The sequence below is a fragment of the Streptococcus sp. 20925_1_69 genome (assembly GCF_041432365.1).
Classification (GTDB): Bacteria; Bacillota; Bacilli; order Lactobacillales; family Streptococcaceae; genus Streptococcus.
Window position 1 is genome coordinate 1 of sequence record NZ_JAPVZL010000014.1, and the last position, 12,919, is coordinate 12,919.

The 12,919-nt window shown below is 40.1% G+C and carries 11 protein-coding genes; 9 read left to right on the top strand and 2 right to left on the bottom strand.

Going from position 1 to position 12,919, the window contains the following annotated elements; all coding sequences use genetic code 11:
* Positions 1–90 precede the first annotated feature (90 nt).
* From O3601_RS08755 to O3601_RS08790, 8 genes are all read left to right on the top strand, one after another.
* Positions 91–456, top strand: a complete 366-nt coding sequence (locus O3601_RS08755) for an Asp23/Gls24 family envelope stress response protein (protein WP_000216437.1) — start codon at positions 91–93, stop codon at positions 454–456.
* A gap of 2 nt (positions 457–458) precedes the next feature.
* Positions 459–2,126 (top strand): DAK2 domain-containing protein, encoded by a 1,668-nt coding sequence (locus tag O3601_RS08760; RefSeq protein ID WP_371472587.1) that lies wholly within the window; start codon positions 459–461, stop codon positions 2,124–2,126.
* 200 nt (positions 2,127–2,326) lie between these two features.
* The gene (locus O3601_RS08765; RefSeq protein WP_371472588.1) at positions 2,327–4,027 is read left to right on the top strand and encodes an acetolactate synthase large subunit; all 1,701 of its coding nucleotides are present in this window, start codon (positions 2,327–2,329) and stop codon (positions 4,025–4,027) included.
* Positions 4,020–4,496 carry an acetolactate synthase small subunit gene (ilvN, locus tag O3601_RS08770; protein ID WP_001253803.1) on the top strand — a complete coding sequence of 159 codons (477 nt, stop codon included), beginning with the start codon at positions 4,020–4,022 and terminating at the stop codon, positions 4,494–4,496. The genes O3601_RS08765 and ilvN overlap by 8 nt, the downstream gene beginning before the upstream one ends.
* A gap of 65 nt (positions 4,497–4,561) precedes the next feature.
* A complete protein-coding gene (ilvC, locus tag O3601_RS08775; protein WP_314499565.1) occupies positions 4,562–5,584 on the top strand; it encodes a ketol-acid reductoisomerase in 1,023 nt (340 codons plus the stop codon).
* An 83-nt stretch (positions 5,585–5,667) separates the two neighbouring features.
* Positions 5,668–6,024, top strand: a complete 357-nt coding sequence (locus O3601_RS08780) for a ketol-acid reductoisomerase (protein ID WP_371472594.1) — start codon at positions 5,668–5,670, stop codon at positions 6,022–6,024.
* 50 nt (positions 6,025–6,074) lie between these two features.
* Complete coding sequence (ilvA, locus tag O3601_RS08785) at positions 6,075–7,325, top strand: threonine ammonia-lyase IlvA (protein WP_371472597.1); 1,251 nt, start codon at positions 6,075–6,077, stop codon at positions 7,323–7,325.
* Between the two features lie 820 nt (positions 7,326–8,145).
* A complete protein-coding gene (locus O3601_RS08790) occupies positions 8,146–8,361 on the top strand; it encodes a hypothetical protein (RefSeq protein ID WP_001130036.1) in 216 nt (71 codons plus the stop codon).
* 204 nt (positions 8,362–8,565) lie between these two features.
* Here the strand turns inward: O3601_RS08790 and O3601_RS08795 are convergent, their stop codons facing one another.
* Together O3601_RS08795 and O3601_RS08800 are read right to left on the bottom strand one after the other, a co-directional pair.
* On the bottom strand, positions 8,566–9,306 hold the full coding sequence (locus O3601_RS08795) for an amino acid ABC transporter ATP-binding protein (RefSeq protein ID WP_033680755.1): 741 nt from the start codon (positions 9,304–9,306) through the stop codon (positions 8,566–8,568).
* Positions 9,306–10,871: an ABC transporter substrate-binding protein/permease gene (locus O3601_RS08800; protein WP_000725637.1), complete on the bottom strand. Its 1,566-nt coding sequence runs from the start codon at positions 10,869–10,871 to the stop codon at positions 9,306–9,308. The genes O3601_RS08795 and O3601_RS08800 overlap by 1 nt, the downstream gene beginning before the upstream one ends.
* A gap of 138 nt (positions 10,872–11,009) precedes the next feature.
* Here O3601_RS08800 and O3601_RS08805 point away from each other — a divergent pair, with 138 nt between their 5' ends.
* Entirely contained in the window at positions 11,010–12,899 is a 1,890-nt protein-coding gene (locus O3601_RS08805; protein ID WP_371472601.1) for a DUF2207 domain-containing protein, read from the top strand.
* Positions 12,900–12,919 lie beyond the last annotated feature (20 nt).

Here is a 12,919-nt window from a genome sequence, read left to right on the forward strand (position 1 = left end):
TAGAGTAAATATCCGCTGATACAGTATTCTGCTTTTACACTTGGGCTGAAATATGATAAAATAGAGTATCAACTAGTTGAGGTAAAAAGGATGACTGTAAAAATTAATACAAAAGATGGTCAAATCGAACTAACAGATGAAGTGATTGCAACCGTCGTAGGTGGAGCAGCAACTGAGATTTTTGGTGTGGTCGGTATGGCTAGTAAAAATGCCCTCAAAGATAATTTCCAAGCCCTTCTAGGTAAGGAAAATTATTCCAAAGGTGTCGTCGTAAAGGCGGCCGAAGATGGCAGTATTGCAGTTGATGTATATACCGTGTTGAGCTACGGAACAAAGATTAGCGAAGTGTCAAAAAACATTCAAGAGCGTGTTCGTTTTAGCTTGGAAAATCAGCTTGGAATTACTGCTCAGACTGTAAATGTCTACATTCAAAATATCAAAGTTGTAGGAGAATAACCGTGTCAAAAATTACTACTAGCTTATTTCAAGAAATGGTGCAGGCTGCATCAACTCGCTTGAATAAGCAAGCTGAATATGTCAATTCATTAAACGTCTTTCCAGTTCCAGATGGAGATACTGGAACAAATATGGGAATGACCATTGAAAATGGTGCTAAAGAAGTTGCAGACAAGCCAGCTTCTACAGTTGGAGAGGTAGCGAGCATTCTTGCCAAAGGTCTTTTGATGGGTGCGCGTGGGAACTCAGGAGTTATTACGTCTCAGCTTTTCCGTGGATTTTCACAAGCTATCAAGGACAAAGACGAGTTAACAGGTCAAGACTTGGCCCTTGCCTTCCAATCAGGTGTGGAAGTTGCCTATAAGGCCGTTATGAAACCAGTTGAAGGAACGATTTTGACAGTTTCTCGTGGTGCTGCTATCGGTGCTAAGAAAAAGGCTGAGCAAACAGATGATGCTGTTGAAGTCATGCGCGCAGCCTTGGAAGGTGCTAAAACAGCTCTAGCTAAAACACCAGACATGCTTCCAGTATTGAAGGAAGTTGGTGTTGTGGACTCGGGTGGTCAAGGACTGGTCTTCATCTATGAAGGTTTCCTTTCAGCCCTTACTGGTGAATATATTGCATCTGAGGACTTTGTAGCGACTCCGGCCAACATGAGTGAAATGATCAATGCAGAGCATCATAAGTCTGTGGCTGGTCACGTAGCGACTGAGGATATCACGTTTGGTTACTGTACTGAAATCATGGTAGCTCTTAAGCAAGGTCCAACCTATGCCAAAGATTTTGACTACGACGAATTTCGTAACTACTTGAATGAGCTTGGGGATTCTCTCCTCGTTGTTAACGATGATGAAATTGTCAAAGTCCATGTCCATACAGAAGATCCAGGACTTGTTATGCAAGAAGGTCTCAAATATGGTAGCTTGGTCAAGGTAAAAGTTGACAATATGCGTAACCAACACGAAGCACAGGTTGAGAAAGAAGTTGCTCAAGTTAGCAAGCCTGCTGAAGAAAAAGAGTATGCTTTGATTGCTGTAGTGGCTGGTAAAGGTCTAGCAGATATCTTCCGTTCTCAAGGTGTGGATTATGTTATCGAAGGTGGTCAAACCATGAACCCTTCAACAGAAGACTTTATCAAGGCTGTTGAACAGGTCAATGCCCGTAACATTATCTTCCTACCAAACAACAAAAATATCTTCATGGCAGCTCAATCTGCAGCAGAAGTTTTGGAGCAACCAGCAGTAGTGGTGGAAGCTCGCACTCTCCCTCAAGGTTTGACAAGTCTTCTTGCCTTTGATTCAAGCAAGTCCATCGAAGAAAACCAAGAGCGTATGACTGCAGCTCTTAGCGATGTCGTTAGCGGAAGCGTCACAACAGCTGTGCGTGATACAACCATTGATGGCTTAGAAATCCATGAAAATGATAATCTTGGTATGGTTGATGGGAAAATTCTCGTGTCAAACCCTGACATGCACCAAACCTTGACAGAAACATTGAAACATATGTTGGATGAAGATAGTGAAATCGTAACCTTCTATGTCGGTGAAGACGGAAGCGAAGAACTTGCCAATGAAATTGCTCAAGAAATCGCAGAAGAATTCGAAGACGTTGAAGTCGAGATTCACCAAGGTCAACAACCAGTTTACCCATACCTATTTAGTGTAGAATAAGATTAATGAGGAACTGAGAAATCAGTTCTTTTTTCTTTTTTAGTAAATGAAATCGGTATCTTTTTAATAAAAACAAAAATAACATTCATAAATAAACGTTAAAATAGAAAATTCAGAAAATTTCTTCTTTTGTCTTGAAAAATTTTGAAAAAGTGGTATGATAGTAACAAGTTATTTTTAAGAGAAGAGAAAGGGGAACAATGGAGAAAATCAGTTTAGAATCTCCTAAGACGGGGTCGGACCTAGTTTTGGAAACACTTCGTGATTTAGGAATTGATACCATCTTTGGTTATCCTGGTGGTGCAGTCTTGCCTTTTTATGATGCGATATATAATTTTAAAGGCATTCGCCACATTCTAGGACGCCATGAGCAAGGTTGTTTGCATGAAGCTGAAGGTTATGCCAAATCAACTGGAAAGTTGGGTGTTGCCGTCGTCACTAGCGGACCGGGAGCAACAAATGCCATTACAGGGATTGCAGATGCCATGAGCGATAGCGTTCCCCTTTTGGTCTTTACAGGTCAGGTGGCGCGAGCAGGTATTGGGAAGGATGCCTTTCAGGAGGCAGACATTGTGGGAATTACCATGCCAATCACTAAGTACAATTACCAAGTTCGTGAGACAGCTGATATTCCTCGAATTATTACGGAAGCTGTTCATATCGCAACTACAGGTCGCCCAGGGCCAGTCGTCATTGACCTACCTAAAGACGTATCTGCTTTGGAAACAGATTTCATCTATTCACCAGAAGTGAATCTACCAAGTTATCAACCGACTCTTGAGCCGAATGATATGCAAATCAAGAAAATCTTGAAGCAATTATCCAAGGCTAAAAAGCCAGTCTTGCTAGCTGGTGGTGGAATTAGTTATGCTGAAGCTGCTGCAGAATTAAATGAATTTGCAGAGCGCTATCAAATTCCAGTGGTAACCAGTCTTTTGGGACAAGGAACGATTGCAACGAGTCATCCGCTCTTCCTTGGAATGGGAGGCATGCACGGATCATTTGCAGCTAATATTGCCATGACGGAAGCAGACTTTATGATTAGTATCGGTTGCCGTTTCGATGACCGCTTGACAGGAAATCCTAAGACCTTCGCTAAGAATGCTAAGGTTGCTCACATTGATATTGACCCAGCCGAGATTGGCAAGATTATCGGTGCAGATATTCCTGTAGTTGGAGATGCTAAGAAAGCCTTGCAAATGTTGCTGGCCGAACCAATAGTTCGTAACAATACTGAGAAATGGATTGAGAAAGTAACAAAAGACAAGAACCGTGTTCGTTCTTATGATAAGAAAGAACGTGTGGTTCAGCCGCAAGCTGTTATTGAACGAATTGGTGAATTGACGAATGGAGATGCCATTGTAGTAACAGACGTTGGTCAACACCAAATGTGGACAGCTCAGTATTATCCCTACCAAAATGAACGTCAGTTAGTGACTTCAGGCGGTTTGGGAACGATGGGATTCGGAATTCCAGCAGCAATCGGTGCCAAAATTGCTAACCCAGATAAGGAAGTAGTCTTGTTCGTTGGGGATGGTGGTTTCCAAATGACTAATCAGGAATTGGCGATTTTGAACATTTACAAGGTGCCAATCAAGGTGGTTATGCTGAACAACCACTCACTTGGAATGGTTCGTCAGTGGCAGGAGTCCTTCTATGAAGGTAGAACATCTGAGTCAGTCTTTGATACCCTTCCTGATTTCCAATTGATGGCGCAGGCTTATGGCATTAAAAACTATAAGTTTGATAATCCTGAGACCTTGGCTCAAGACCTTGAAGTCATCACTGAGGATGTTCCTATGCTAATCGAGGTAGATATTTCTCGTAAGGAACAGGTGTTACCAATGGTACCAGCTGGTAAGAGTAATCATGAGATGTTGGGGGTGAAGTTCCATGCGTAGAATGTTAACAGCAAAACTACAAAATCGTTCAGGAGTCCTCAATCGCTTTACTGGCGTTCTGTCTCGTCGTCAGGTTAATATCGAAAGCATCTCTGTTGGAGCAACAGAAGATCCGAATGTATCGCGTATCACCATTATTATTGATGTAGCTTCACATGATGAAGTGGAGCAAATTATTAAGCAGCTCAATCGTCAGATTGATGTGATTCGCATTCGTGATATTACAGACAAGCCTCATTTGGAGCGCGAGGTGATTTTGGTTAAGATGTCAGCGCCAGCTGAGAAGCGAGCTGAGATTCTAGCGATTATTCAACCTTTCCGCGCAACGGTGGTAGACGTAGCACCAAGCTCAATTACCATTCAGATGACAGGAAATGCTGAAAAGAGCGAAGCCTTATTGCGAGTCATTCGACCATATGGTATTCGCAATATCGCTCGTACGGGTGCAACTGGATTTACCCGCGATTAAAAATCCAACTTAAATTTGTTAAACCAGCCTAAAAGGCAATAAATAATAGAAAAGAGAGAAAAACTATGGCAGTTCAAATGGAATACGAAAAAGATGTTAAAGTAGCAGCACTTGACGGTAAAAAAATCGCCGTTATCGGTTATGGTTCACAAGGACATGCGCATGCTCAAAACTTGCGTGACTCAGGTCGCGATGTCATCATCGGTGTACGTCCAGGTAAATCTTTTGATAAAGCAAAAGAAGATGGATTTGACACTTACACAGTAGCAGCAGCAACTAAATTGGCTGATGTTATCATGATTTTGGCACCAGACGAAATCCAACAAGAATTGTACGAAGCAGAAATCGCTCCAAACTTGGAAGCTGGAAACGCAGTTGGATTTGCCCATGGTTTCAACATCCATTTTGAATTTATCAAAGTTCCTGCAGATGTAGATGTCTTCATGTGTGCTCCTAAAGGACCAGGACACTTGGTACGTCGTACTTACGAAGAAGGATTTGGTGTACCAGCTCTTTACGCAGTATACCAAGATGCAACAGGAAATGCGAAAAACATTGCTATGGACTGGTGTAAAGGTGTTGGAGCAGCTCGTGTAGGTCTTCTTGAAACAACATACAAAGAAGAAACTGAAGAAGATTTGTTTGGTGAACAAGCTGTACTTTGCGGTGGTTTGACTGCCCTTATCGAAGCAGGTTTCGAAGTCTTGACAGAAGCAGGTTACGCTCCAGAATTGGCTTACTTTGAAGTTCTTCACGAAATGAAATTGATCGTTGACTTGATCTACGAAGGTGGATTCAAGAAAATGCGTCAATCTATTTCAAACACTGCTGAATACGGTGACTATGTATCAGGTCCACGTGTAATCACTGAACAAGTTAAAGAAAATATGAAGGCTGTCTTAGCAGACATCCAAAATGGTAAATTTGCAAATGACTTTGTAAATGACTATAAAGCTGGACGTCCAAAATTGACTGCTTACCGTGAACAAGCAGCTAACCTTGAAATTGAAAAAGTTGGTGCAGAATTGCGTAAAGCAATGCCATTCGTTGGTAAAAACGACGATGATGCATTTAAAATCTATAACTAATTAGAAAGCAAAGAATTTTGCTAAAATAGTAGCTTCAGCTATTCGTAGGATATTAGATATACTTATTTAGGGATTGAAATCATATGAATATTACCAATTTGTTTTCTATCAAGACAGGATGTGATGAAACTGATAGGCAACTGCAAAAATTATTTTTTCAGTTGGATTTACAATTGGGAGAATTGACAGATCAACTAAGAAAATTAGATTCTAATTTTGTTCCTCATAGTCAATTTGTAGACACGCTGGATTTGAATGATGTAGAATATAAAGAAATTTTAAACTATTTTATCTTCCATCGTAATGATAGTGAAGAAAGTTTGGCAGAATGGTTATATGATTGGATTTCCACAAATCGTTATGAACTTCCTAAAGAGTTTTCAATTCGTATGGCTCATAAATATCATGAAAGTGTTGCTGAAGTTTTTGGAGATGAATAACTAAAAAAACAGTCATTAGTGACTGTTTTTTATAGAAAAAGAGGTTTTATATGTTAAATTCAAAAGATATCATCAAGGCTCATAAGGTCTTGAATGGTGTGGTTGTTAATACCCCACTGGATTATGACCATTATTTATCGGAGAAGTATGGTGCTAAGATTTATTTGAAAAAGGAGAATGCCCAACGTGTTCGTTCCTTTAAAATTCGTGGTGCCTATTATGCTATTTCTCAGCTCAGCAAGGAAGAGCGTGAGCGTGGGGTAGTCTGTGCTTCTGCGGGAAATCATGCGCAGGGAGTTGCCTATACTTGTAATGAAATGAAAATTCCTGCTACTATTTTTATGCCCATTACTACTCCGCAACAAAAGATTGGTCAAGTTCGCTTTTTTGGTGGGGATTTCGTGACCATTAAACTAGTTGGAGATACCTTTGATGCTTCAGCTAAAGCAGCTCAAGAATTTACAGTCTCTGAAAATCGTACCTTTATTGATCCTTTTGACGATGCCCATGTTCAAGCTGGTCAAGGGACAGTTGCTTATGAGATTTTAGAAGAAGCTCGAAAAGAATCGATTGATTTTGATGCTGTCTTGGTTCCTGTTGGTGGTGGCGGTCTCATTGCTGGGGTTTCTACCTATATCAAGGAAACAAGTCCAGAAATTGAAGTCATTGGGGTAGAGGCGAATGGAGCACGTTCCATGAAGGCTGCCTTTGAAGCTGGTGGACCTGTTAAGCTCAAGGAAATTGACAAATTTGCAGATGGGATTGCCGTACAAAAGGTAGGTCAGTTGACTTATGAGGCAACTCGTCAACATGTTCAAACTTTGGTAGGTGTCGATGAGGGATTGATTTCTGAAACTTTGATTGACCTTTACTCTAAGCAAGGGATTGTAGCAGAGCCTGCTGGAGCAGCTAGTATCGCATCTCTAGAGGTTTTAGCTGAATATATCAAGGGGAAAACCATTTGTTGTATCATTTCTGGAGGAAATAATGATATCAACCGTATGCCAGAAATGGAAGAACGTGCCTTGATTTATGATGGGATCAAGCATTACTTTGTGGTCAATTTTCCACAGCGTCCAGGAGCATTACGTGAATTTGTAAATGATATCTTGGGGCCAAACGATGATATCACACGTTTTGAGTATATCAAACGAGCTAGTAAGGGGACAGGACCTGTATTGATCGGGATCGCTTTAGCAGATAAGCATGATTATGCAGGATTGATTCGTCGAATGGAAGGTTTTGATCCAGCTTATATTAACTTAAATGGTAATGAAACGCTCTATAATATGCTTGTCTGAGGACTAATAAAAAAATATCATATTATTTGCACAACTGATGTATAGGTGTTATAATGAGGGTGAAGAAAGGGGGCGATTCCTATGGACTTAGGAAATCTATCGTGCTATTTCTACTACAACTCACTATAGCACCTATTAGTTTTTATTTCAGTTTATAATAATAAAGAAGAATGACTTGTTATATATAGGGCTATTTTTTAGAATACCATATTTTATATATATAATTTTAAGTTTGATTAAATATAATAGGAATTAGAAAAAATAATCAATGCTTATGAGGTAGATTTGGTGAGTTGATTGAATATAGTATATGATAGCAGTAATATGAGGCGAGTAGAACATTTGGAATACTAGGAAGTGCTATTCTAAATGCTGATTGTAATAGCGGTGTGTTATAAGAATATGCAAAATTTGATGAGATAAGTCAATTGTACCGGTTAAAAAAGTTAAATAGTAACAGGAAGGGAACCAAAGGAAATAGAAAGGATAAAATAGATATGAGATAGTCAGAAAAGGAAGATTCTCTTTGACAAACTTATAGATTAAAATGAAGATATAGAATATGACTCCTGTTTATCCTATTGAGAAACTGGTATTTTTTCTTGATGAATATTTTTGCGAATTATAAGTTTAATAATTCAATTATTTTTAGGGTGCGTACTAATGGGTTATAGCAACTAAAAACCTATATATTATCGGCTTTAAAAAGAAGTAAGAAAAAACTAAATCATTTGTTTTATTGAATATATGTTTTTTTATTGACAAAAGACATAAAAACGTATAGAATAATATATCGTAAAGAAGAAAATAGGAGAAGGACATGGCTAAGTCAAACTTTGAAAAAGTAGAATCAGTTGTTGGCTGGGTTCGTGATAAGAAAATCACAGGCTACCGTATCTCTAAGGAAACGAATGCGCGTGAAATGTCTATCATTGCTCTAGCGCAGGGTCGTGCAAAAGTAAAAAATATTTCATTTGAAACAGCTCTAGGTTTAATTGATTTCTATGAAAAAAATCATGAAAAATTTGAAGATTAATCTTTGGATAACGGCGGATTCTTGAATAGGGTCTGCCTTTTCATTTTGATACTCAATGATAATCAAAGAGCAAACTAGGAAGCTAGCCGTAGGCTGCTCAAAACACTGTTTTGAGGTTGCAGATAGAGCTGACGTGGTTTGAAGAGATTTTCGAAGAGTATGAGGACAGCAAAAAGACTGCATAATTACTGCAGCCTTTTCTTTTTATTTGAGATAACGTTGAAGGAACTCTTTTGTTCGGTCTTCTTTAGGATTGGTGAAGAGGTCTTCTGGTTTGCCTTCTTCAGCAATAACACCCTTATCCATAAAGATAACACGGTGAGAGACATCACGAGCGAATTCCATTTCATGGGTTACGACAATCATAGTCAAGCCTTCTTGGGCCAGTTCCTGCATGATTTTAAGGACTTCTCCAACCATTTCTGGATCGAGAGCTGATGTTGGTTCATCAAAGAGAATAGCGTCAGGATTCATGGAAAGGGCGCGTGCAATGGCGACACGTTGTTTTTGACCACCTGAGAGTTGCTTTGGTTTGGCTTGCCAGTAGCGTTCTCCCATGCCGACCTTTTCCAGGTTTTCTTTGGCAATCTTTTCAGCTTCTGTACGTTCACGCTTAAGGACAGTTGTCTGAGCGACGATTGTATTTTCAAGGACGTTGAGATTTTCAAAGAGATTAAAGGATTGGAACACCATTCCCAACTTTTCACGGTATTGCGTGAGGTCATAGCCTTTTTCGAGGACGTTTTGTCCATGATAAAGGATTTGTCCATCAGTTGGCGTTTCAAGTAGGTTAATGGAGCGTAGGAAGGTCGATTTTCCACTTCCAGAGCTTCCGATGATAGAGATAACCTCTCCCTTGTGGACAGTCAGAGAAATGTCTTTTAGCACTTCGTTTTGTCCATAGGATTTTTTGAGGTGTTTAATTTCAAGGATTGCTTGTGTCATTATTTCAAATCCTCCGTTTGCATTTGGTTAGCACCTGTAGTATAGGTATCCATGTCCATGCGGCGTTCGATGAAGCGTAGGATACGTGTTACGGTGAAGGTGAGGACAAAGTAAATCACGGCGATGATTGTAAATGTCTGGAAGTATTGATAGGTTTGCGTTGCCACGGTATTTCCTGAGAAATAAAGTTCGACAACAGAGATAACATTCAATACAGATGTATCTTTGATATTGATGACAAATTCATTACCAGTTGCGGGTAGGATGTTACGGACTACCTGAGGTAGGACAATCTTACGCATGGTTTGGTTATGAGTCATACCAAGAGCAGTCGCGGCTTCAAATTGTCCCTTGTCAACTGCTAGGATACCACCACGAACGATTTCAGTCATGTAGGCACCAGTGTTAATCGAAACGATGAAGATAGCAGCCAGTGTACGGTCAAGGTTGATACCGAAAGCTTGGGCAGTTCCATAGTAGATAACCATTGATTGAACGATCATTGGTGTACCACGGAAAATTTCAATGTAGACATTGAGAATCCAGCCGACTAGTTTTTGTAAGCCATAAATGGCTTTATTCTCAGAGAGAGGAGCAGTACGGAAGACACCAATGGCAAGTCCAATAATGAGACCTATGATGGTTCCGACGATTGAGATTAAAAGAGTGATACCAGCACCACGCAAGAGTTGTTGCCAGTTCTCAGAAAGAATTTTAGCGACTTGGCTAAAGAAACTACTGCTAGTCTCTTCAGTTGTTGTAGCTTCGGCAGGTTGTTCCTTGATCATACGATCCATCAAGGCAACTTGGTCGTCTTTTGAAATGGTTTCAATGCTGGCATTGATTTGGCTAATACGATTGTCATCTTTACGAAGTCCAATGGCGATAGCTGTATCTTCTTCTCCAGTTTTAAAACCTGGTTCTACTTGGACCATCTTAAACTTAGAGTTCGCAGCTTCGGCAGTCAGTGCTTCAGGGCGTTCAGAAACATAGGCATCGATGACACCGGCCTCAAGTGCTTGGCGCATTTGAGCGAAGTCTCCCATTGCTGTTTCTTTTTTAGCACCTGGGATTTGTGCAATCAAGTCGTAGAGGTAGACACCTTGTTGAGAAGTGATTTTCGCACCATTAAAGTCATCCAAAGATTTAGCATTTGCGTAGGCAGAATCTTTTTTGACTAGTAGAACTGGTTCGCTAGTGTAGTAACTGCTCGAAAAGGCAATTTCTTGTTTGCGTTCGGCAGTTGGACTCATACCTGCGATAATCATGTCAATCTTACCAGAAGTAAGGGCAGGGACTAGACCTTCCCACTTGGTTTTAACAACCAAAGGCTCTTTACCTAAGTCCTTAGCGATTTTCTTGGCGATTTGAACATCGTATCCATTGGCATACTGGTTGGTTCCATCGATTTTGACAGCTCCATTGCTATCATCGTCCTGGGTCCAGTTAAAGGGGGCATATGCTGCTTCCATACCGATGCGTAAATATTCATCGGCTTGAGCAACATTGACAAGTCCCAGCATCAGTAAGAGACTTGTGAAAATAGATAAGTATATTTTTTTCATGATTTCTCCTATTTCTAATCTATTAAAAAATAACTGTCTCCTATTTTATCGAAAAAAACTCTATTTTTCAATATAGGTAAGCCCTTACTTATGAAAAAATGATATAATGATAGCAAAGATAAAAAGGGGGCTTAGTTGATGAAAAAAACTTTTTTATTACTAGTGTTAGGCTTGTTTTGCCTTCTGCCATTCTCTGTTTTTGCCATTGATTTCAAGATAAACTCTTATCAAGGTGATTTGTATATTCATGCAGATAATACGGCAGAATTTAGACAGAAGATAGTTTATCAGTTTGAGGAGGACTTTAAGGGCCAAATCGTGGGACTTGGACGTGCTGGCAAGATGCCTAGCGGATTTGACATTGATTCTCATCCAAAGGTTCAGGCTGCGAAAAATGGTGCTGAACTAGCAGACGTTACGAGCGAAGTGATAGAAGGAGCAGATGGTTATACTGTTAAAGTTTATAATCCAGGTCAAGAAGGCGACACAGTTGAAGTTTACCTCGTTTGGAACTTAAAAAATTTGCTTTTTCTATATGATGACATCGCTGAATTAAATTGGCAGCCTTTAACAGATAGTTCAGGGGCTATTGGAAAGTTTGAATTTCATGTAAGGGGAGACAAGGGGGCTGAAAAACTCTTTTTCCATACAGGCAAACTTTTTAGAGAGGGAACGATTGAAAAGAGTAGCCTTGATTATACTATTCGTTTGGACAATCTTCCAGCTAAGCGTGGAGTTGAATTGCATGCCTACTGGCCTCGGACCGATTTTGCTAGCGCTAGGGATCAGGGATTGAAAGGGAATCGTTTAGAAGAGTTTAATAAGATAGAAGACTCGATTGTTAAAGAAAAAGAGCAAAGTAAACAACTCCTTACTTGGGTCTTCCCTTCGATACTTTCTATCTCCTTGTTATTAAGTGTCTGCTTCTATTTTATTTATAGAAGAAAGACCACTCCTTCAGTTAAATATGCCAAAAATCATCGTCTTTATGAACCACCAATGGAATTAGAGCCTATGGTTTTATCAGAGGCGGTTTACTCGACCTCCTTGGAGGAAGTGAGTCCTCTAACAAAAGGAGCAGGTAAATTCACCTTTGACCAACTTATTCAAGCTACTTTGTTAGATGTGATAGACCGTGGGAATGTTTCTATTATTTCAGAAGGAGATGCAGTTGGCTTGAGGCTGGTAAAAGAAGATGGCTTGTCAAGCTTTGAGAAAGACTGTCTAAATCTGGCTTTTTCAGGCAAAAAAGAAGAAACTCTTTCCAATTTGTTTGCGGATTACAAGGTATCTGATAGTCTTTATCGTAGAGCAAAAGTCTCTGATGAAAAACGGATTCAAGCAAAGGGGCGTCAGCTCAAATCTTCTTTTGAAGAAGTATTGAACCAGATGCAAGAAGGAGTGAGAAGTCGAGTTTCCTTCTGGGGGCTCCCAGATTATTATCGTCCTTTAACTGGTGGGGAAAAGGCCTTGCAAGTGGGTATGGGTGCCTTGACTGTCCTGCCCCTATTTATCGGATTTGGTTTGTTCTTGTACAGTTTGGATGTTTATGGCTATCTTTACCTCCTCTTGCCAATACTTGGTTTTCTAGGTTTGGTTTTGGCTGTTTTCTATTATTGGAAGCTTCGATTAGATAATCGTGATGGTGTCCTAAATGAAGCAGGAGCAGAAGTCTACTATCTCTGGACCAGTTTTGAAAATATGTTGCGTGAGATTGCACGATTGGATCAGGCTGAATTGGAAAGTATTGTGGTCTGGAATCGCCTCTTGGTCTATGCGACCTTATTTGGCTATGCGGACAAGGTCAGCCATTTGATGAAGGTTCATCATATCCAAGTGGAAAATCCAGATATCAATCTATATGTAGCTTATGGTTGGCATAGTATGTTTTATCATTCAAGCGCGCAAATGAGCCATTATGCCAGTGTCGCAAATACAGCAAGTACCTACTCCGTATCTTCTGGAAGTGGAAGTTCTGGCGGAGGCTTCTCTGGAGGCGGAGGCGGTGGCAGTATCGGCGCCTTTTAAAGAGAGCTATCACTGGCTGA